This is a genomic window from Vibrio parahaemolyticus (assembly GCF_900460535.1).
Classification (GTDB): Bacteria; Pseudomonadota; Gammaproteobacteria; order Enterobacterales; family Vibrionaceae; genus Vibrio; species Vibrio parahaemolyticus.
Window position 1 is genome coordinate 1 of sequence record NZ_UHIL01000002.1, and the last position, 21,389, is coordinate 21,389.

Below are 21,389 nucleotides of genomic sequence, written 5' to 3' on the forward strand. Positions count from 1 at the left end.
CATCGGATTTCTCGCTTGAGATTTGTCCCCAGCGGCGCATTTGGGTCAGATACCAAATCGCATCGCTGTAGTACGGGTACGTGGCGTTATGACGGAAGAACACGTTGAAGTCTGGTACGTCTCGTTTGTCGCCTTTCTCGTATTCAAACGTGCCTGTCATTGAGTTGGCGATAACATCGGCATCAGCTCCCACATACTCGCTCTTCGCCAACATCTTCACCGCTTCTTGGCGGTTGGCATTGTTGTTTTCATCCAACCAATGTGCCGCTCGAATCAGGGCTTTCACGACACGAATGTGCGTGTTGGGGTTCTTTTCTGCCCATGCTTTGGACACACCAAACACTTTCTCTGGATTGTTCTTCCAGATTTCGTAATCGGTCACGACTGGCGTACCAATGCCTTTGAATACGGCTTGCTGGTTCCATGGTTCGCCGACGCAGTACCCTTTGATTGTGCCCGCTTCCATTGTGGCTGGCATTTGTGGTGGCGGTGTAACACTCAAAAGAACGTCAGCATCCAATTGACCACTGTTATCGCCTGAGTCTGGTGCATAAAAACCTGGATGAATCCCACCAGCAGCAAGCCAATAACGCAACTCGTAATTGTGAGTAGAAACAGGAAACACCATGCCCATATTGAATGACTTGCCCTTGTCGCGATAACTGTCAACGACGGGCTCCAACGAATCCGCTTTGATTGGATGTACAGGTTTGCCATCTGGCTGCTTTGGTATGTGTGGCTTCATCTGTTCCCACGTGTCATTGGAAACCGTGATTGCGTTGCCATTCAAATCCATGCTGAACGCGGTAATCACTTCTGCTTTTGTTCCGATACCAATCGTCGCGCCCAACGGCTGCCCTGCCAGCATATGCGCGCCATCGAGTTCACCATCGATAACGCGGTCCAACAGCACTTTCCAGTTTGCTTGCGCTTCGAGCGTGACGTATAACCCTTCGTCTTCAAAAAAGCCTTGCTCATAGGCAACCGCTAGCGGCGCCATATCGGTTAACTTAATAAAACCAAACTTCAGGTCTTCAATTTCTGGCTCACCCAACTCTGCCTTTGCGCTAACCGTGGTGATTACCGATAACGAAATTGCTGACACTTTCAGCATCGAACTCCATTTCATTGGATTGCTCCCATAAAAAAAGCGCTACTACTCCGAAGAGCAGTAGCGCCGTTGCTAAGTCTGCAATTACCGCCATTGATAATTGAGATAAGCGATTCAACAATAAACCCGTTCTAACTAATCCAATTACTGTGCCAACTAATTTTTCACTTTAAATACAGCAAATTAGAGTTGACCCTAGTTACCAAACAATTGTATTTGCTTACTGTTAGTGCAACACGCACCACGGTAGAATTTTCACCATAACTCCAAAGTAGTAGAGAAGTTAATCAATTAGTTGCAATGCGGTAATCAGGTTCTTCGCAACTTGAGTAAGCGTTTGACTCGATTGCATTGCAGAGTTTCGCATTGCTTTGTACGCGTGTTCCTCATCTACATTGTGCACTTTCATCAATAAGCCTTTGGCTTTTTCCACCAGCTTTCGCTCTTCAATCTTGTTCGTCAGCGATTCAATTTCTGAATTCATTCTCTCGAACCGCTCACGTACCAAGGTTGCGTGGTCAATCCAAGGTTGAAGAGCAAACTCAGTATCATTAGGCATCAACACATAATCCATTTGGCTTGATAACCGATTGATATCATTAGAAGATAGTTGCTTTAGCACGATAAGAAGTGGTACCGATTTTTGTCGGCAGTAATCGACGATCAAACGCAGCTCTGCGGTTGGCTGCTGCCATCCAACCACAACTCTTGCCGATGGCTCTCTCCGTATCAGCGTTTCTAGCTGTGCCAATTGGCTACCGATGATGTTGTCGTAATCTTTGCTCAATAAGCCGGACAATCGAGCTTGCTCTTGAAGGCTGTCACAGCAGACGATAATGGGTGTTTTTGACGTTGATTGAGTCATGCACATTCCTTGTTAATATCTCACTCACTAAAGGAGATAAAACAAGGAATGTGCCAACTCCGATTAACTGGCGATGAGATGTTCTTTGAAGAAAGCTAAGGTACGTTCCCAAGCAAGAGCCGCTTCCTCGGGTGCGTAACGTGCCGTTGAGTCGTTGTGGAAACCATGATTGACGTTTTCATACATCAAAGCTTGGTACTTCGCACCTGAAGCAATCAACTGCTGCTCGTACGAAGGCCAAGTGTCATTCACACGTTTATCCAACCCTGCGAAATGCAACATTAATGGGCCTTTCACTTGTTTTTGAATCTCTTCTGCAGCGGGTGTTCCATAAAAAGGTACGCCTGCATCGAGCTCATTTGGCATAACTGCCGCCAGCATATTGACGACATAACCACCAAAACAGAAACCAACCGCGCCAAGCTTGCCGTTTCCATGTTCGTGCTGTTTGATAAATTTAGCGGCCGCTATAAAGTCTTGCTCAATCTTGGCTCTGTCCATCTCTTTTTGCATTGCTCGCCCTTCATCATCATTTCCCGGATACCCACCTAACGGGTAGAGAGCATCGGGAGCAAAGGCGATAAAACCATCTTTCGCTAGTCGCCTCGCGACGTCTTTAATGTAAGGGTTGAGGCCACGGTTTTCATGAATCACCAAAACCGTTGGTGATTTGATGGTCTTTTTCTGAGGCATCACCAAGTAACCACGCCCTTCACCATGCCCATTCGGCGACGAAAAGGTTTCGTACGTGGCTTTGATTTCAGGATCATTGAAGGAGACTTGCTCGGCAAGCGCGTAATTTGGTGTCAGTGCGTCAACCAGTGCGGTCATGCTAAACCCTAGCACCGCAAGGCCACCAAGCCGATTAAGAAATTCTCGGCGCGAGATCTTTCCGTGCGCGTATTCGTCGTACCAATCGAAGGCTTCTTGCGGGATGGGGTGAGCCGCCTTTTCACTTGACGTCGTGTGCTTTAGCATTATCCATGTCCTCATTTCTTATCGAAAAGTAAACCCATCACCGCAATGGTGATGTTTATGCTAACCAGCAAAGAGAGACTTGTGGTGATAAATTCATCACTGACGAGCATACACAAACAATAGATAAAGGATTCCGATCCAACAACTTTGTATCGTTAGGCAGTCATGCAATCAGTTTGCTGCGCAATACGACGCCCAGTACGAAAATGCACGTTCAAAAGCTTGTTCTCTGTCATGCATTTCAGCAAACAAGACAACCGCTATGGTAGCTAACACCGTGTTCGCCATTTGATTCATGTCGGTTTCTTCTGTACCAAATGGACAAGCCGTAGGCATTGGCACCTCTGACAGCATTTGCTCTGTCCAGTAGTGAGATGTCACGCCACTGGGTTGACTAAGCCATACTGTCTGGCTCACTTTCGGGTTGTATTCTGACTCACCCGACTGGCCTTTAAACGACACCACAGCATGCGCCGTTTGGCCAATTTCGCACTCGACTTCAGCATGGAGCTGCTGAAAACCAGGATGGAAGCTACCACGAATACCGACTGTCGCCTGCCCCGGGTTCAGTGCTCGAACCACGGTATTAATCGGCGTTCTAAGCCCATAACGATTCTTCCAACCGATCATGGTTTCTGCTTGCGGCGCAAACGCACTCAGCGGTAGATACACGATGTTTTGTGTTTCTAACACACGCTTTGCGTCTTCTGCTGATTCCGCTTTCTTGATAGCAAATTTGTCGAGGTAATCTTCTGCGTGTAAACGACCAGATTGGCGGTCGTGATAGCCGTGCATCAATACTTTATGACCGTTGTCAGCAAGGATTTTCGCTGCCAACAGGTGCCAAGGCTGACCTGCCGCCTCACGTTTGCCTGCGTAACATGGCCAGTCAATGTCTGCGCCAATGGCAGGCATGCGGGATTGGAATGCTTTCACAAAGCCAGCGATTTCTTGTTGAGTCTCGTTCTGTACGCGGATCAGCATCAACAGCATTGCCATCTGATCGTCGTCGCACTCGCCGTTTAGGTATTCATCCATCACTCGAAACGCTTGGTCAAAGTTAAGTGGTTTTCTACCACGCTCGCCACGACCAACTGTTCTGATACATTCCAAAATGCTGCTCATATTCCCTCGAATTCCGTCACTGACTGTACGGTTTCTATTAGTTGTTCGCGCAGTTTGACAACTTCTCCCATCACAATCAATGCTGGGCTGATGCCTTTGAGTGTAATCGATAACTCATTGAGCTGATTGAGTTGGGTAACGTGCACTCGCTGTTGGGGGCTACAACCATGAGTGATGATCGCAACAGGGAAATCTTGGTTCAAACCAGCACCAATTAAACCGGTTTGTATATCTGTCGATTTTTCTAATCCCATGTAGAACACCAATGTTTGGCCGCTTTGCATCAGTTGGCTCCAAGCCTCAAATGCGCCCGTGACCACTTGCCCTGTTACAAAGGTAACGCTGCGAGCAATACCACGATGAGTCAGCGGAATCAAGCTATTTGCGGAACAACCAATCGCTGCAGTAATACCGGGGATGACTTCATACGGAATCGCATGTTTGACTAGAGCTAACGCTTCTTCGCCACCTCGCCCAAACACAAACGGATCGCCTCCTTTCAGCCGAACAACACGTTTGCCTTGCTGAGCTAATGACACCATTAAACCGCAGATTTCTTCCTGGCCAATACTGGGTTGTCCGCATCGTTTTCCCACGTAAATCCAATCGGCTTGCGGCGAAGCCAACTCCAAAATATCTTTGTTAACCAGACGGTCGTACAGCAGCACCTCTGCTGACATAATTGCTTTCACTGCCTTCACCGTTAACAAGTCTGGATCGTGCGGGCCTGCTCCGACAATCGAGACAAAACCTTTGTGGTTCGCGTCGAGAGCTACGGATTGGTCTTCTAAAAGCTTGTTCAGTTTGCTTGCTTGGTCATGCCTAGAAAAGCGAGACGAGCGTTCTTGACTCTGGTCCGCTTGTCCTTTCTTAAACCAAGACTTTTGATAAGGCGCTTCCATGTGCTTATCCTCTTTGTGACTTACTTTATTTGAATCGCCAGACTTTGCTGGTGCGCTTGCTGTTTGCCCTTTTGACGCTGATGGCTGTCGACCATTTGTTTGATTTGAGAAACGCACGAACCACAGTTGGTACCGCATTTGAGTTTGTTTTGAAGTTGGGTCAGTGAAGTACAGTCTTGTTTCTCCATCGCGTCATGTATTTGTTTATCGGTGACGCGGAAACAACTACAGATCAGTTTGGCGCTGCTTTGCGATTGAGTGATGGTAAGCAGTTGCGATAGCTCCATCGGCTTGCCAATCAAGCCGGTAAAGTTGGTGTAGTCGGTTTGAATCGGTTCGCTAGACACCACCAAAACCGAACGAATGATACGAACGTCTCCAACAAGGTCGTAATCCACCGCTAGCCAACCTTGGGCAATATCTATCGCAATTCTGCGGCTCTTTTCCGTTCGACAAAGACTCTGCTTTTTTGGTCGTTTATCGTGCGCAAAGCGCCAGATGCCCAAATTACTTTCTGCTTGAAATGCGCTGTAGAGAAACTTGCTGGAATCAAACTGTGTCCCGATGAACATACCGTAGGTTTTTACCGCTGCGTCTTGCACTTCAACATAAGACGACTTAAACGCAGGTTGCCCGGAAATAGGGTCTTTTGCGCTGTTTACTATCGCGTTAACACTGCTTTCACCGCCATATCGACCCGCCCAGTGCATTGACATAAACAGTTCTTGAAAACCAAGCCCATCGTCTATGGCTATTTTGGCATGAATGCTTGTATTTGAACTTGGTTGAAAGAGTTTCGCGAGTTGCCCTGCCTTCAAACGATTTTGAGTGGCAGAGAGCGTGTTCATGTACACGGTTGGCTCCAACTCAGAGGCGGCTAGGTGTGCGATATGCCCTGTACGCGTCATGGTATGCCATTGGTCGCGTTGTCTACCCGTATTGAGCCACCAGCCTTTCGTTCTGGCTAAACGCTGTGGCGATTCGCGAGTTACTACAAACCGCGCTTTACCATCTGGGTGAGAATACACGCCATCGGAAAACGGTCGCTCACCGCCCCATTGGGTTGGCTGCCACTCTTCGTACTCTTGCTCATTCAAATTGGCATATTGAGACAGATCTAGCTTTAAAGGCGACTTCGTATTCATGCCTGTCATGGCAGCGTACTCGCAAAACACCTCGTGTTCAGAGTCAAAATCAAAACCATTCTTTGTCTCTTCTAAGGTGCATAATGCTTGCCCGACTTGGCTCACTGCCCACCAGTCCGATTTTGCCTCGCCGGGAGGGTTTTGGAACTGACGCTGTCTTGAAATCCGACGTTCAGAATTCGTCACCATCCCCTGTTTTTCACCCCATCCAGCCGCCGGAAGCAACAAGTCGGCATAACGCGCAACATCCGACTCTACGGTAATATCCGAGACAATCACAAACGGACAGCGTTCTAGCGCCCTCTTAACAAACTGATTGTCTGGCAAAGAGACAACGGGGTTGGTCGCCATGATCCACAGAACTTTAATCTCACCACGCTCAACCGCTTCAAACAGTTCAACCACTTTTAGCCCCGGTTTTGTAGCGATTTCTGGTGACTCCCAAAACGCTTGTACTTGTTGAATGGATTCGCCATCAAACCCTCGGTGCACCGCTAATTGATTAGCTAAACCGCCAACTTCTCGCCCGCCCATTGCATTAGGTTGCCCGGTAATGGAAAACGGGCCACAGCCCACCCTGCCAATTTTACCCGTTGCTAAATGCGCATTGATGATCGCATTGCCTTTATCGACACCATTTTCGGCTTGGTTAACCCCTTGGCAAAAAAGCGTAATCGCAGTCGGGCTGTGGGCAAACCATTGGAAAAACGTTGTGAGTTTGTCTTGTGAAACGCCTACATCAGTTGCTAAATTAGTGACATCGTAACGTTGTTGAGTTACTTCTCTCGCTATCGCATCAAAGCCATCGGTATGAGATTGAATGTATTGAGAATCAATGCCTTGCTTTTCGATAAGAAACTTGAGCAGCCCATTAAAAAGAGACACATCCCCATCGTTTTTAATCGGTAGATGCAAATCGGCTTGCTGTGCTGTGACCGTTTCACGCGGGTCAATGACCACCAGCTTGAGATTAGGATTGTTCTCTCTCGCTTGTTGAATACGTCGAAATAAAACCGGGTGCGTCCAAGCGGTATTAGCACCACAAATTATCAATAGCTCAGTCTTATCTATGTCATCGTAATTGACAGGAACGACATCTTCACCAAATGCTCGTACATGAGCCGCAACCGCCGAAGACATGCACAAACGGGAGTTAGTATCGATGTTAGCGCTGCCAACATAGCCTTTCATGAGTTTGTTGGCGACGTAATAGTCTTCCGTTAATAACTGACCTGACACATACATCGCGACGGAATCAGGCCCAAACTCCGCTTTAGCTTGATGGATCTTTTCAGCAATCATGTTTGTGGCTTGCGACCAGTGAATTTCTTTACCTTGTGGCCGCTCTTTGGTGACAAGCTTCGGATACAAAAGGCGTGATGGCATGTTCAAGCTTTCAGCCAACGCAACACCTTTCACACATAAGGCTCCCGCGTTCGCAGGATGGTTATCGTCCCCAATAATTCCTTTTGAGTTTACTTCAACCCCGCATCCTACCCCGCAATAAGGACAGGTCGTTTTTCTGCATCCTTGCGACATTACGCCTCCTGCTATTGACCAACGCGACTTACAAACCCAACCATGCGAGCAAAAAAAAAGCCTCTCCAAACTGGAGAGGCTGCAATGCCTTTAACGCTGTAAGTACATTTTTAAAAAGTAATACCCTAACCCGCATCTCCTCCTGCTCTGGAGAGCGGTCATCGAGTTAACGATGAACATTCTACAAATAGCAAACAAAGTGCCAATAATGAAAATGCTTTAATTACAAGGCATTATGAAAAATGATGAACGGGGTATTTTTAAATCCGCACATTTTAAGTGCAGATTGGACTCATTTCTGTGCAGGCCTACTTTACGAATTCCATTACCAAGCGGGATTCTTCATCACCGAAGTAATTCGCTTCTTCTTCTAGTACGGTAAAACCCATAGATTGATAGAGAGACAATGCAGGTTGGTTGAGAGGATCAACCGTCAGTTTAACACTAGAACCTTCGGCCAGAGGTGCCATCACCCGTTCAACTAACGATCTCGCAATTCCTCGACCGCGAAATTCCGAATTTACGGCTAACGACATTATCCAATAGTGCTTCGCGACATTGCTGGTGGTTAAAAGCACATAACCAGCAACTGCTTCTCCTTCCTTTGCGACTAACAAGCTTTCACCCCAACAATCGTAGGCTTGTCGTATAAAAAACTGAGGATACGAATGTTCTCCAAACAACTTGTTTTCTAAAGCATAAACAGCGGCTAAATCTTCTTTACGCGCAGACAAAATGTCCATCTCAACTCCACTCCTAAACTCCTTTGTTTGCAGCAATATAGAGGAATCCTTCGTTAAACCCAACTTTTGCTGTCAACTCAAACAGTTGGAGCGGAACACTTTCCTTGCCCTCATCCATAGCAAATACCACCATGGACACATTTTAATCACAAAATCTAAAACCAAAAAATATTGAAAATTTGGTAAATAACTTCAATTCACACATTAAAATTCAGAATATAAATCTAGTTTTTAAAAATATTCATAGTTTGATAATTTACAAAATTGTCTTTTTATCAGCACGATTCACCACATAGTTGATGTGATAACAATCACTAAAACAGATACCATCCGCCACATTATTATTTTTATAAAGGCGAGTCTTAAGTGAAAGAATCTCGAAATACGTTAAATTCTAGTGAATTAAACACAACAACCTCTTGGTCAAAACATGACACACATTGGGTACTTAGCCTATTCGGGACCGCCGTTGGTGCCGGTATTTTGTTTCTGCCAATCAACTTGGGCATCGGTGGGTTTTGGCCACTAGTCGCAATGGCGTTTTTGGCATTTCCAATGACTTACCTCGCCCACCGAGGTTTAGCGCGCTTTGTATTGTCTTCTAAGATCAAAAATGCCGACTTTACTGATGTGGTTGAAGAACACTTTGGCGCAAAAGCGGGACGTTCAATCTCTCTGCTTTATTTCCTATCGATTTTTCCTATCCTGTTAATTTACGGCGTGGGCATCACCAATACTGTAGACAGCTTTATGGTGAACCAAGCGGGAATGGAAGCCTTACCACGCGAGCTACTTTCGGGCGTATTAGTGTTCGCTTTGATTGCCATTATGATGGCGGGCGAAAAAGTGATGCTGCGCGCGTTTGCCGTTATGGTGTATCCGCTTGTTGCGATTCTCGCTTTCCTCTCATTCTACTTAATGCCGAACTGGACAATGCCCGTGCTTGATACACCGGACATGGGTGCGTTTGCGAGCACAATGTGGTTAGCCGTTCCTGTTGTGATTTTCTCGTTTAGCCATGCAGCAGCGATCTCTAGCTTTGCCAATGTTCAGCGCCGACACTACGGCGATGATGCCGATGCAAAAGCCGAACTGATTTTACGTCGCACGAGCATCATGCTTATCGCATTCGTACTATTGTTTGTTTTCTCGTGCGTATTAGCACTTTCGCCAGAGCAACTTGCACAGGCAAAAGCGCAAAACGTATCCGTACTCTCTTACCTTGCAAACGCAACGGATAACCCATTCATCGCAACACTTGGTCCTTTGGTGGCGTTTGTCGCGATCACTTCTTCTTTCCTTGGTCATTTCTTAGGCGCACGTGAAAGCTTGAACGGCTTAATCACAAAGCACTCAAATTTGTCTGAAACACGTGTTGATCGTATTAGCGTAGTGGTTCTTTTCTTGTCAATTTGGGCTGCAGCAATCATGAACCCAAGTATTTTAGGCATGATGGAAGCGTTATCTGGACCAGTTATCGCAATGATCTTGTTCATTATGCCGATGTTGGCGGTACATAAGATTGAGTCGATGAAGCAGTATCGTGGAAAGCCCTCTACCTATTTTGTTCTGATCACAGGTATTGTTGCGGTAAGTGCTTTGGTTTTTAGCTTACTCAGCTAAGAAGGGGTTACTTTGAGTGATTTTCAGGGGAATACCGTTTACAACTAAAGGTAATTCCCTGAATTTTGCTTTTGTTTTCTAAAACGTAATCTAGCTTACGTCACTCCACTAAATAAGAGCGAAAACACCCGCCAACATTACTACTGAGGCGATACAAGTGCGAGCAATGATGCCGAAGTGCGACGGTTGAATCATTTCGTTATGCATAAATAATCTCCTGTTTGTTATGAACAGCCAATTTACTTTGGCTTAATAACACTATGTCGAATATCCATTTTTTTTAACAACCCATACAAACATTAAATATTTATGACACCAAAATCATCTTTTGGAGATCGGAATTACTTTTGGGAGCAGTATCACACATAGTTCGCATGGAAATATCTTCACCGATTATCGCTATTTCTCAATCCAAACCTCCGGTTCCCTTATATTGCGATTAAAATTATTTCCCAACTTATAAAAAGCACTTTTCTTTATAAATCAAAAAATTAAAACAAATCAAACAATTATATTCGTCTTAAGTTCCCTTATTCTTGGGGAATCCATAAGCACTTAATAGATAAGAAGTGATAGACTTAGCAAGTACTGCTACTTAACGAGATCACAATTTATTAATAAGCTCATGCACTTTCCGATTAAAACGCTGTCTTGCGCTCTATTAGCGGTGATTGGACTCTTCTTCCAGACTGGTTATGTCTTCGCCAATACAGATAAACATATCTATCTCGAAGAACACATTTCGCCCGAAAGCCAACCCATGTTGAGTACCTACTTCCGTTCTATGGGTAAGCCTCGCTCAATCAAAGAAAATGTGCTCACGGTTCCGCAAGATGCTTCGCCCGAAACGCTCGCCCTCTACTATTTTGCTCGTATTTATTTAGAACGCTATGAAGGTGTTCCCCTACCTGACGACATGCCAGATTTGATCGAGTTTGGTCGAAAACACAATATGCCTTGGGTTGTCGCAGAAGCAAAATTGAACAAAGCGATTCGAATGATTGAGTTGGATGACGATTGGCACGCAGAGCTTTTGCTCCACGATGTAATTGGGGAGTCTCGTGATATTGGCTATCTGGCGCTGCAAGGCCGCGCTTATCGCTGGATGGGAAATTTAGAAATTGCGCGTAACCAAATCCACAACGGATTAAAACATTATCGTACCGCCTACGAGTTACTTGAAAATACAGTGTTTGAGATTCAAGTAGCGATGACACTTAACAACATCGGTACTGTCTATTTAGACTCCTCCGATTGGAATCGCGCAAGCAACTATCTAAAACAAGCACTCGATGTATATGAGAGCAGTGAATATGAGTACGACAACAGTTTCTTTATTGGCGTAATCTATGCCAACTTGAGCATTGTTCATCTTGGCTTAGGAGACAGTGAGAAGGCCGAATACTACTTCCATGAGGCGATTCGACGCTCAATGCAAACAGGGTCGGATGTCATTAAACATCATTCATTGTCCAACTTTTCTCAAATGCTAAGCAGCATCGGTAAAACAGACGATGCCCTACTGCTCGCACAACGCTGTGTTGAGTTACCTAACCCAGACGGCATCGAAATCATTAAGATGCCATGCTATGAAGCGTTTGCCGAAGCGTATCTCGCCGACAAGCAATACGACAAAGCGATTCGAACCGCTCTCCTCGTCCTAGAACAAACCAAATCAACCAATGAGCTTGAGCTAAAACAGCGTATCGATATGTTGTCGGTTTTGGTTAACGCCAACCAAGTGCTGCAAAATTATGAAGCCGCCTTCCGCTATTTGTCTCAGTTGAGAGCACTTGAAGAAGAATTTTCTGAGCACATTCACGGCGAAGAAATGATCAACATTAAGTTTGACCTTGAAGCGAAATTGGCTCAGAAAGAGTTAAATTTGCTTGAGACGAAAAACGCACTTCAAGCCTCTGAGTTGCGCTCGCAACGTTACCGCGAAATGTTCTACTTTATCGCTATTGCAGCCATTGGTGTGGTGGGTTTCCGTTATGTTTTGCGAGTCAAAAAGATCAATAAAGCACTGACGCAAGAAAGTACTACAGATCTTTTGACTGGCCTTCACAATCGCCGCTATTTAGAAGTATGGTTAGAGAAGATGGCCCGCCGCACTCCAGATAGAACCTTCGCGCTTGCGGTTCTTGATGTCGACCATTTCAAAGCTTTTAACGACACTTATGGTCACGACATCGGCGATCAAATGTTGATGCACATTGCCTCTATCTTCAACGAATCCACTCGCTCAGGTGACCTGCTGATTCGCTGGGGCGGTGAAGAATTTGTGTTGCTGGTGGAGGTGAACGATCCAAATGATTGTGCGAAATCGCTAGAGCGTTTGAGACATGTCATTGAAAATACGCCATTAATCATTGACTCTAAGCCAATAAACGCCACAATTTCGCTTGGTGCGGTCGACAGGTTATCAGCCCAAACCATCAAACAAGAGTGGGACCAATGGTTCTTCTTGGCCGACCAAGCGTTATATGACGCAAAACAAGCGGGCAGAAACCAATTTAAGATTCACTCGACGTCTTAGTGGCGTCCACGAGTAAATAGATACTTCCATGAAGAAAAAATTAATATTCGCCCTGCTTTCACCTGTTGTTTTATCCGCTTGTAGTAATCAACAAGCGTCGCAAATGGGCATGCGTAGCAGCAGTGTGAACATGTACGCTCAACAAATGAGCAATACTCAACTTTGTGAGACGCTGTATTACAATCGCTCAACGAACCAAACCAAAGTCGCGATTGGTGCAGAATTCAACCGCCGTGGACTCAATAAAAAATGGTGCGATAACGAATTGAATAAGTGGTATTTGGAGAAGTTTGTCGATAGCGTGCTACCAAAGAAAAAGCCAGCACCGCGCAAACCGATGGCAACCATTCAGCCAGCCTCCACCAAATAGTAACTGTAGTAGCTATCACCTCTCTCTAGCTAACAGATGAGATAGAAAGCAGAAAGTCCTTACCAACTTTCTGCTTTTTTACATCTAACAATGATCAAGATCAGCCAAAACCTTCCTTTACTTCAGTGAGTTAACATCAATTTACGCAGTCCGTCGAAAAAACAACGTAAACAATTTGTAAACAGTTTGCGTCCTCATTCTTTGCCGCTAGTTTTATTCATTCCTGTTTAAAGGAGTATCGAACAGGGACAAAAATTCCAAACAAAGACATGAGGTCACAAATGGAAACACGCTTTAATCGCCTATTTGCCGCTATGTTGGCTGTGGGCCTTGCACCTGCCGTCTCGGCGTTTGATCCGCTCTATTCAGAACAATGGCATCTCGACAACACTGGCCAAACAGCATTCGCAGCAAACCCTGCTGTTGCGGGTAATGACTTAAACACCAAACTTACGCAAGCCATGGGCATTGCCGGTATTGGCGTTAAAGTTGCGGTCATTGATTCTGGTGTGCAGATCGATCACCCAGACCTTGCAGGTAACGTAGTCACAGGTAGCAGAAACTTCGTTGAAGACTCTTTATTCCCATCCAGTTATCCCGTCGACACTAACGGCCACGGTACTGCCGTTGCTGGTTTGATTAGTGCGGTAGGTAACAATGGTGAAGGTGGACGCGGCGTTGCTTCTCACTCTTCGCTTGTTGGTTTTAACTGGCTTGCAAACCAAACATTAGAAGGTTGGTTAATTTCTCACGGTATGGACCCAGCAACGCGAGATGTACGCGTATTTAACCAAAGCTATGGCTTTAGTCCGATCAACCCAATCGCGTTTGATGAGAATGACCCACAGTTCAAGCTTGAAATGGATGTCATGCAGAACGTCAGCGAAACGAACGCTTGGGGCCGCGGTGCACTGTTTGTCAAGTCTGCGGGGAATGGTTACCGCTATTTCAACACTGGACGATTCTTCGTTCTTCCTAGCGATTTCTTCGCGGGAGGCGGAAACCAAGGTTTACCGATGCACAACTCGGCGCAATCTTACGACAACTCAAGCTACTTCAACCTTGTCACCAGCGCGCTACGCGCAGATGGCACCCGAGCAAGTTACTCTTCTGTTGGCGCTAACGTGTGGGTTGCCGCGCCAGCAGGGGAATACGGGCAAGACTTCCCTGCGATGGTCACAACTGACCTGATGGGATGTGAAGAAGGACAAAACACCAGTGACGGCCTTGGTATTAATGGTCTACACGGTGGTACAGAGCTTGACCCGAACTGTAATTACACCAGCACCATGAACGGCACATCATCGGCTGCGCCGAACACTTCTGGTGCAATCGCCGCTATCATGTCAACCAACCACGCTTTATCTGCCCGTGATATTCGTGCGTTGCTGGCAGAAACCGCACGCGTTACCGATGCCGAGCATCCGGGTGTTCAACTTGAATTTACCAATAATAAAGGTGAGTTGGTGAGCTACGAAGCGATCTCACCTTGGCAGAAAAACGCGGCTGGCGTGAACTTCCATACCTTCTATGGTTTTGGTGCCGTTGATTTGGATGAAGCGATGAAACGCGCTCGCATGACAAATAATGTTCTGCCAGCGCAAATCATCACACCGTGGGCAAACAATGCAACAGAAGTCAGTGTGCCCGATGCAAGCCTTGCTGGTGGTTCGTCAAACATCGCAATTACTGACGACATTACCGTTGAGTCTGTACAGGTGCAGCTGACGCTAGAGCACTCGCGTCTACCTGATTTGGCAATCGAGCTTGTTTCCCCATCAGGCACTCGCTCCGTATTGCAAACACCACGTAACGGCCTTGTTGGTCAGTCTCTTGATCCAAACATTACGGGTTACGAAAACCAACTGATGTTGTCTAACCAATTCTACGGCGAGAATGCCAAGGGTGAATGGACACTGAGAGCTATCGATACAAACGGTGATGAAGTCTTCTCATTTATCGCTTACTTCAACTCATCCGCTATCTATGATGTACCGATGGCGAACAACGCAAAACCAGGAGTTATCAAAAACTGGTCTATGCGTATCTTTGGCCACTAAGGAGTCAATCACATGAAATATCAGACATTTTCTATTTTGGCTCTTTCACTAATAGCCAACGCAGCCTATGCCGAAACGCAGTTGTCGCAACAACCGAATCCCGAGTTGTTTGTTCCTTCTGATGCAGTTGAGGTGAATGGTGAAGCGTATCGTAAAGTGCAAACGAACACAGTGAGCAATCTCTCTGAAGCAGTTAAACTGCAAGCCGGTGACGAGGTGTTTAAGAACGCGTTTGGCAATGTGTCTAAAGCGACGGGACTTATCTACATCACCGTAAACAACGCCGCTGATGCCAAAGCAGTAGCAAAAGAGTTAAAGCTAGACGTTGTGTTTGCAGATGGTGAATCTGCGGTGCTAAAAGCTTCTGAAGGACAAGACTTGCTTAGCATCAGCGATTACTTGAATGCTGACAGTCGCGTCAAAGCGTCTAAAATTGAACTAAACAGCGGTAAATACCGTGCACAATAATTCTCTAGCAAGAGAAGTTGGCTTCTAAAACAATGCCTCAGCAATTGCTGAGGCATTTTCTTTGTTCTTTCGTTTACAGAGTAACTTCTAACTTATCTTCGGCTAAAAAATGTCTCTTATTGAAGATAACCAATCAACTTGTTTGCGATATCGGTATTGTTCTGAGAGCCAACGAATGCTTGTGACCCCTTACCATAAGCAAACACCTGAACATCCACCGCGGTATGCCCTTTTGTCGTCCAACCTGTAAGGCTTTGATCGTTGATGATTGACTTTACGGCTTGATAAAGCGCTTTCGCGGGCTCTTCACTCTTCTTCGCGTCAATGAGGAGCGCAAATTGCACATCTGACAGCGCCCAATCTACTGATTCTGACCACACTTGTTTGATGTCTGACCCCTTTGCAAGTGACGTTGCTAATGGCCACGCCGTTTGATGCACGCCTTTGATCACATCCGTTTTCCAGTCGTATTCTCCATTTGCGCCGATAGTTAAACCTCCCGTGGAGTGATCGGCGGTGACAACGAGCAAAGTGTCAGGATGAGCATCAACATACGCCTTGGCTAAAGTAATCGACTTAGCAAAATCATCCATTTCTGCCATCGCGCATGCTATATCGTTAGCATGACCGCACCAGTCTATTTGGCTTCCTTCGATCATGACGAAAAAGCCATGCTTAGAGCGCGATAATAAAGACAGCGCCTTATTCGTCATCTTCTCGAGTCGGTTGGGATTCTCATCCAAAGCAAACGGAAATGCTTTGTCGGCAAACAACCCAATCGCAGGCAATGCTTGCAACGAAGGCAAGGTATCAAAATCCGTTAGGTAGTGATAACCCTGCATTTTAAATTCTTCAATCAGATTTCTGTCTTCACGCTCAAAATATCGAACACCACCACCAAGTAACAGATCGACGGGCAGCTTTCCATTTACTTTGTTATCCAAGTAGTCGTCTGCTATCTGATCATAATTACGACGAGATTCGTTGTGCGCGGCAAAGCTTGCGGGCGTCGCGTGGTTAATTTGCGAAGTCGCCACTAGAGCGGTTGTCATGCCCTGCTCTTTCGCTACTTCCAACATCGTTTTAACTGGCTTTTTATGGGTATCAACAGCGACGGCGCCATTGTAACTCTTTATGCCACTGCTTAAGGCCGTCGCGCCTGCTGCACTGTCAGTGACATAAGTATCATCATCGGGATAGGTGTGAGCCATGCCAACCAGTATCGAGTCAAAGACTGTAGGCTCAATCTGTTTAGTTTCTGGGTTATCTTGATAATAACGGTAGGCGGTTGTGTAGGCAGGGCCCATTCCATCACCGATCATATAAATAATATTTTTCGGTGCTTCATTGGCGTGAACAAACCCGGCCAGTAAACTGGCCGCAAGTAAAGAGTATCTGATTGTCATATTTCATCCATGAAAAAGTGACTGCGAATATAAGCCGTCACTTTAATTACTGTTTTGCTTACAAGTATTCATCAATACTATCATTCAGTTAGGATGAAACCGCGTGTTACATCATGGTTTTGCAACCCAAATCATTTCTTAAATAGGATCACTTCTGTACGTAGGCCGGCTTTAGGTGTCTCATTCGGGTTATTCAAGTAGCGCTCAATCCCCAAAGGCTTGCTCTTCACTTTTATGCCGTTTTGGCGTGTCAAATTCATCCCTAACGACCACGCATTGCCCAAAAACTGGTAGTCACCTTTGTGCTCAATCACAAAAGTTTCACACGCTGGAATCGTGCCAAACACAAAACCATTTGGTACCTCTACCATTTCACTCACGGGCAAGCAGGTTACAAATTCAAAATGACCGAGCTTCATATCCATTGAAAGGTAATAGCAGAACAGTTCGCCGCTGACGGGCAGACTTTCTTTCTGCATCAGTTCGTACAGTCTTTGAGTTTGCTTTTTCATGATTGGACCAAGCTCAGGAATTGTGCCTGAACCTTGCAAACCAACGTAATGAATCAAATCTTGATGACGAGTGCCGATTTCGCTCAACTGCGACAATATTTGTCCAGTTTCTAACTGGCTTTTTAGCATCTTGAGTCCACGATCGTAATCCATTTCAATCATGGATTTGAACATCGTTTTCAGAAAAAACAGATACCAAGGAACACGAGACTGCATTTGCCACTCTACGGTACAACCATCTTGTGACTGCGTCACGATGAACGTCACCTTTCCTTGGCTTTTGATAGGGCGAAAAAAATGCAGCTCCATGTCTAAACGATGTTCTTGTGTGCTTTCCAGAACAACCGCCCCCGTTCCAATTCGTTGCCCATTCCATTGGTAACCAGCACCAACGTGGCCTTGATTGTCACTGTAAGTCAGCTCGCAGCTTGGCTCCAAAATGATCCAAGGAGACCACTCAGGCCAGTTTTTAAAATCCTTTAGATAATCGATGATCTCACTTTGAGATTTGTTGATTTCAATACTTTTGCTGACCTGATAAGCAAGCATAGCCATTCCTTAAGTTTCTGTTTCGCTCTACTTATTCTAAATCAAATCCTAGTTTTTTCTTGTTTCACTGTGAGTTAGAGGTAAAAAGTGAGACAAAAAAGCCAGAACGTTAACTCTGGCTTCATTGGCAAATTTGGACGTCAAGAAACAAACGTCACTTTCGCGCTAAATCGGACGCCATCATCGTTTAATTCAAACGGCCACCCCATCCGTTCACAAATGCGTTGCACTATCACTAAGCCGCAACCATAACCCGCATTATACGTTTCGTTACCATCATGACGATTGGTGATAATCAGCGTGTTTTGCTGTAGTTCGATCTCGATGTCTCCAACGCTGTAACTGAACGCATTTTTGATTAAATTGTTGATGACTATCGTCACGAAGCTTGCTGGAGCATACACTTCGCCGCTATTTTGTTCGTTAAGCTGATAATGCGCATCTTGCTTTGCAAACAACGGAGCAAGCTCTTCCAATTGCTGGTGTAAACAAACCAAAAGCGTTTGATCGCCAAAGTGCTGTGGCTCAATTTTCTCTTTACCTAACAACAAAAACGCCTCGGTCAAAACGCGCATGTCTTCACACGCAGCTTGCATTCGCGCAATCGCTTTTTGTGCCACCCTTGGCTGGTCAGGCACTCGAGATAAAATGTCTGTTGAGCCTGCGATCACCATAATAGGCGTGCGAAGCTCATGGGAGGCAAAGCGACTAAACTCTTGTTCGCGGCGGAAATAGCCCGCGATGTCGTTCTTACTGTCTAACAACGTCTGCTCAATATGGCGCGTTTCACTGAACTTCGTTTCCACTTCAAATGCAGGCTGGTCGGGTGGCATCTGGCTGATTTTTGACTCGATTTTAGCGAGCGGTCGAGACAAAATTTTCACCATATAAATACCGTAACCAAGCATAATCAAGGAAAACAACCCGCCCAATAACAGAGTGAACTGGTGCAATGAGCTTTCGTATTCATCCAGATAATCGTCCGAGTCATCTTGGAAGACGATGTACATCAAACCTTCGCCAGAAGGATGATCAAACACCACAAAGTGCTTATCCTCTTCGCCCAACAAGTATTCATAAAAGCCTGGAGATTTGAACGCGAGCAACCAACTTGGTGTCGGAGCTTTGCTCCAATAGGAGTTAAATTCCAACTTGTTTGGTAACGGGGCTTTCCAGCCCTGCTTTTGAAAATTTTCGGTGTAGAGCGCCGCTTCTGTATCGAGCCAGTGATGGAGGCTCAATACCTCAAGTTTGTTTTCTGCGACATAAATCAGTGACCAAAACAGCGTAAACATGACGAACGTCATCACGCCAAAACCCCAGCGAATCTTGCGATAAATACTTGGGTATTCGTTATGCTTTAAGTCGGTAGCCTTGTCCATGAATAGTCTCTAATCGTGATTCTTCAAAACCTTTATCGAGTGCAGTTCTCAAACCATAAATATGACTGCGTAATGCATCACTACTAGGTGGCTCATCGCCCCAAACACTTTCGATCACTTCCGTTCGTGATACTGACGCAGGCGCGTACTTCAACAGCAGCTTTAAGATTTTGGTTTGGATGCGACTTAGCTTGATCTCTTTACCATCGCGCGTGACTTTACCAGTGCGCGCATCTAAACAGATATCAGCGAACGTCAGCGTACCAATGTCTTGGCGTGGGCCACGACTAGCTAAAGCATGAATACGTAAACTGAGCTCTTGCATCGCAAACGGCTTCATTAAGTAGTCATCCCCACCCGCTTTAAATGCCGCTATTTTGTCATCTAATGTGTCTTTTGCGGTTAGAAAAAGAATGGGCGTTCCGCAAAACTGTTCCTGACGCAGCTTTTGTACGGTACTGATGCCATCGAGTTTTGGCATCATGATATCCATAATGATCACGTCGTAATGGTTATCTTCCAACAACGCCAGCGCAGCCTCTCCGTGATACGCGCAATCTATCGTCATACCTTCGAGTTCTAGGTAGTCAGCAATGGTCTCGGAAACATTGTGGTTATCATCAACAATTAAAATTTTCATACGACTCACATTTCTTCACGATCTCTTCACGGTATGCCTCATAAGATACCGCCAAATTCCTAAACTAGCTCGTAAATTGAGGTTAATACAATGAAAAAACTGGCTCTTATTTCTGTCGTAGGTTTGGCATTGTCTGGTTGTGGTGGTTCTGGCAGCGACAATAACGACAGCTCATCAACCCTCCCAACAGCAAAACCAAGTGCAGCTATTGGGTCTGTTGAATCTGTAGATGCTCAAGAAAGCACATTAACCGTCAATGGATATACTTACCGCGTTTCAAAGGTGGTTTACGGTACAACTCCATTAGCGTTAGCTGTTGTGCAACCAAATATGATGGTAAAAGTGGATGAAAACATCCAAAAAACAGCAGACGCCCACGCCGTTGTGTCACTAGAACCAACCATTACTGGTCGAGTGACTGCCATTGATTACGCAAAGAAAACCTTCTCCGTAAATGGTGTAGAACTGCAGTTTGATGGCTTAAGTAACGAGATCGGTTTAGGTGATTGGGTGATGGTGTCTTCACTTCCAACTGCTGATGCTGGCTACAAAGTCTTATCTGTGGTGGAAATTGACGTTGACCACCACCCAAGCATAGGCGACATGTACGAAATTGAAGGCCGAATCGCAAGCATTGATGCAAACCAAAGCACCTTCAAACTGGGCGCAAACATCACCGTGTCTTACCACAGTGTTGACCAACTAAAAGTAGGTCAATGGGTAGAAGCGGAAGGCAAAATGGAAGGGGGTACTTTTGTCGCCTCTGACGTCGAAATAGAAGGCTATGACAACCTAGAAAACGACAGCGATGTGGAAGGCATCGTCACTTGGGTTGCGAACGATTACAGCGAGTTTTCACTAAACTACCGCGGTGCGTTCTTTGTTGATAACGCAACTCGATTCGAAGACGGTAGCAAAATGAGTTTAAAACAAGGCCAAGAAGTCGACGTTTCTTCTGTCTTGAGAAATGGCAAACGCATTGCCACCGTCGTTGAGTTTGAAGCGCCAGATTTTGATGACAACCATCAATGGCAAGGCAAAGAGTTTGAATGCGAAGGTTATGTGTCAAATTACGATGCGAATGCAAGAACATTTGAAATCGAACGTTGTGAGAATGATGCTGATCAACTGCTAAATAACAAATTGGTGGTTATCGATGCGCAAACTCAATTCCAAGGCATTGAAGAACTGAACTTGAATGGTGCACGTGTCGAAGTCGATGGTGTGATCATCAATAATCAAAACGTCGCTCGCGAAATCGAGCGAGAAGGCTACGACGACTAAACTAGGTCAGCCACCACGTTTAAACAAAGCCCAATAAAAGTGTCACTTCGGTGGCACTTTTTCTTACTTTGCATCCCTAGATTAAACCAGCAAATTCTCAGCCAAACTCTTTTCCCTCAATTACACTTTACCTATGTTTCACAACATC

The 21,389-nt window shown here is 45.6% G+C and carries 17 protein-coding genes; 6 read left to right on the plus strand and 11 right to left on the minus strand.

The genetic code is table 11. The features are described 5' to 3' along the window. The 7 genes from DYB02_RS16835 to DYB02_RS16875 form a co-directional block, all read right to left on the minus strand. A partial coding sequence (locus tag DYB02_RS16835) for a CmpA/NrtA family ABC transporter substrate-binding protein (protein ID WP_147284179.1) occupies window positions 1–1,129 on the minus strand: 1,129 nt, incomplete at its 3' end. 265 nt (window positions 1,130–1,394) lie between these two features. Then, window positions 1,395–1,976: an ANTAR domain-containing response regulator gene (locus tag DYB02_RS16845; RefSeq protein ID WP_029806569.1), complete on the minus strand. Its 582-nt coding sequence runs from the start codon at window positions 1,974–1,976 to the stop codon at window positions 1,395–1,397. Window positions 1,977–2,039: 63 nt separating this feature from the next. Further along, window positions 2,040–2,957: a dienelactone hydrolase family protein gene (locus DYB02_RS16850; protein WP_169610060.1), complete on the minus strand. Its 918-nt coding sequence runs from the start codon at window positions 2,955–2,957 to the stop codon at window positions 2,040–2,042. Between the two features lie 168 nt (window positions 2,958–3,125). After that, entirely contained in the window at window positions 3,126–4,079 is a 954-nt protein-coding gene (locus tag DYB02_RS16860) for a glycosyl transferase family protein (protein ID WP_025506879.1), read from the minus strand. After that, window positions 4,076–4,981: a uroporphyrinogen-III C-methyltransferase gene (cobA, locus tag DYB02_RS16865; protein ID WP_029806567.1), complete on the minus strand. Its 906-nt coding sequence runs from the start codon at window positions 4,979–4,981 to the stop codon at window positions 4,076–4,078. The genes DYB02_RS16860 and cobA overlap by 4 nt, the downstream gene beginning before the upstream one ends. Window positions 4,982–5,001: 20 nt before the next feature. Beyond that, entirely contained in the window at window positions 5,002–7,665 is a 2,664-nt protein-coding gene (locus tag DYB02_RS16870) for a nitrate reductase (protein ID WP_029853203.1), read from the minus strand. Between the two features lie 308 nt (window positions 7,666–7,973). Beyond that, entirely contained in the window at window positions 7,974–8,408 is a 435-nt protein-coding gene (locus DYB02_RS16875; RefSeq protein WP_005499071.1) for a GNAT family N-acetyltransferase, read from the minus strand. Between the two features lie 366 nt (window positions 8,409–8,774). Here DYB02_RS16875 and DYB02_RS16880 point away from each other — a divergent pair, with 366 nt between their 5' ends. The 5 genes from DYB02_RS16880 to DYB02_RS16905 all read left to right on the plus strand — a co-directional run bounded on the left by DYB02_RS16880 (window position 8,775) and on the right by DYB02_RS16905 (window position 15,468). Next, window positions 8,775–10,031 carry an aromatic amino acid transport family protein gene (locus tag DYB02_RS16880; protein WP_025502772.1) on the plus strand — a complete coding sequence of 419 codons (1,257 nt, stop codon included), beginning with the start codon at window positions 8,775–8,777 and terminating at the stop codon, window positions 10,029–10,031. Between the two features lie 625 nt (window positions 10,032–10,656). Next, window positions 10,657–12,570: a tetratricopeptide repeat-containing diguanylate cyclase gene (locus tag DYB02_RS16890; RefSeq protein WP_005499080.1), complete on the plus strand. Its 1,914-nt coding sequence runs from the start codon at window positions 10,657–10,659 to the stop codon at window positions 12,568–12,570. A 28-nt stretch (window positions 12,571–12,598) separates the two neighbouring features. Continuing rightward, window positions 12,599–12,940, plus strand: a complete 342-nt coding sequence (locus DYB02_RS16895) for a hypothetical protein (RefSeq protein WP_005463744.1) — start codon at window positions 12,599–12,601, stop codon at window positions 12,938–12,940. 281 nt (window positions 12,941–13,221) lie between these two features. Then, window positions 13,222–15,000, plus strand: coding sequence for a S8 family peptidase (locus tag DYB02_RS16900; protein WP_029804115.1), 1,779 nt, complete (start codon window positions 13,222–13,224; stop codon window positions 14,998–15,000). A gap of 12 nt (window positions 15,001–15,012) precedes the next feature. Beyond that, window positions 15,013–15,468 (plus strand): serine protease external chaperone, encoded by a 456-nt coding sequence (locus tag DYB02_RS16905; protein ID WP_005463738.1) that lies wholly within the window; start codon window positions 15,013–15,015, stop codon window positions 15,466–15,468. Between the two features lie 116 nt (window positions 15,469–15,584). On the opposite strand, the gene DYB02_RS16910 is transcribed toward DYB02_RS16905, so the two are convergent. The 4 genes from DYB02_RS16910 to DYB02_RS16925 all read right to left on the minus strand — a co-directional run bounded on the left by DYB02_RS16910 (window position 15,585) and on the right by DYB02_RS16925 (window position 19,957). Beyond that, window positions 15,585–16,874 (minus strand): alkaline phosphatase, encoded by a 1,290-nt coding sequence (locus DYB02_RS16910; protein WP_029845802.1) that lies wholly within the window; start codon window positions 16,872–16,874, stop codon window positions 15,585–15,587. Window positions 16,875–17,005: 131 nt separating this feature from the next. After that, window positions 17,006–17,935, minus strand: coding sequence for an SRPBCC family protein (locus DYB02_RS16915; RefSeq protein ID WP_029804112.1), 930 nt, complete (start codon window positions 17,933–17,935; stop codon window positions 17,006–17,008). A gap of 140 nt (window positions 17,936–18,075) precedes the next feature. Then, window positions 18,076–19,317, minus strand: coding sequence for a sensor histidine kinase (locus DYB02_RS16920; protein ID WP_029804111.1), 1,242 nt, complete (start codon window positions 19,315–19,317; stop codon window positions 18,076–18,078). After that, window positions 19,289–19,957 (minus strand): response regulator transcription factor, encoded by a 669-nt coding sequence (locus DYB02_RS16925; protein ID WP_005463721.1) that lies wholly within the window; start codon window positions 19,955–19,957, stop codon window positions 19,289–19,291. The genes DYB02_RS16920 and DYB02_RS16925 overlap by 29 nt, the downstream gene beginning before the upstream one ends. 90 nt (window positions 19,958–20,047) lie before the next feature. Here DYB02_RS16925 and DYB02_RS16930 point away from each other — a divergent pair, with 90 nt between their 5' ends. Continuing rightward, window positions 20,048–21,241, plus strand: a complete 1,194-nt coding sequence (locus DYB02_RS16930; protein WP_029804110.1) for a DUF5666 domain-containing protein — start codon at window positions 20,048–20,050, stop codon at window positions 21,239–21,241. The last annotated feature ends 148 nt before the right edge of the window (window positions 21,242–21,389 follow it).

What these genes read in the sequence shown, in the direction of transcription:
- DYB02_RS16845 (WP_029806569.1), bottom strand. Translation starts at nt 1,976, where the DNA reads ATGACTCAATCAACGTCAAAAACACCCATTATCGTCTGCTGTGACAGC.
- DYB02_RS16860 (WP_025506879.1), bottom strand. Translation starts at nt 4,079, where the DNA reads ATGAGCAGCATTTTGGAATGTATCAGAACAGTTGGTCGTGGCGAGCGT.
- cobA (WP_029806567.1), bottom strand. Translation starts at nt 4,981, where the DNA reads ATGGAAGCGCCTTATCAAAAGTCTTGGTTTAAGAAAGGACAAGCGGAC.
- DYB02_RS16870 (WP_029853203.1), bottom strand. Translation starts at nt 7,665, where the DNA reads ATGTCGCAAGGATGCAGAAAAACGACCTGTCCTTATTGCGGGGTAGGA.
- DYB02_RS16875 (WP_005499071.1), bottom strand. Translation starts at nt 8,408, where the DNA reads ATGGACATTTTGTCTGCGCGTAAAGAAGATTTAGCCGCTGTTTATGCT.
- DYB02_RS16890 (WP_005499080.1), top strand. Translation starts at nt 10,657, where the DNA reads ATGCACTTTCCGATTAAAACGCTGTCTTGCGCTCTATTAGCGGTGATT.
- DYB02_RS16895 (WP_005463744.1), top strand. Translation starts at nt 12,599, where the DNA reads ATGAAGAAAAAATTAATATTCGCCCTGCTTTCACCTGTTGTTTTATCC.
- DYB02_RS16900 (WP_029804115.1), top strand. Translation starts at nt 13,222, where the DNA reads ATGGAAACACGCTTTAATCGCCTATTTGCCGCTATGTTGGCTGTGGGC.
- DYB02_RS16905 (WP_005463738.1), top strand. Translation starts at nt 15,013, where the DNA reads ATGAAATATCAGACATTTTCTATTTTGGCTCTTTCACTAATAGCCAAC.
- DYB02_RS16910 (WP_029845802.1), bottom strand. Translation starts at nt 16,874, where the DNA reads ATGACAATCAGATACTCTTTACTTGCGGCCAGTTTACTGGCCGGGTTT.
- DYB02_RS16915 (WP_029804112.1), bottom strand. Translation starts at nt 17,935, where the DNA reads ATGCTTGCTTATCAGGTCAGCAAAAGTATTGAAATCAACAAATCTCAA.
- DYB02_RS16920 (WP_029804111.1), bottom strand. Translation starts at nt 19,317, where the DNA reads ATGGACAAGGCTACCGACTTAAAGCATAACGAATACCCAAGTATTTAT.
- DYB02_RS16925 (WP_005463721.1), bottom strand. Translation starts at nt 19,957, where the DNA reads ATGAAAATTTTAATTGTTGATGATAACCACAATGTTTCCGAGACCATT.
- DYB02_RS16930 (WP_029804110.1), top strand. Translation starts at nt 20,048, where the DNA reads ATGAAAAAACTGGCTCTTATTTCTGTCGTAGGTTTGGCATTGTCTGGT.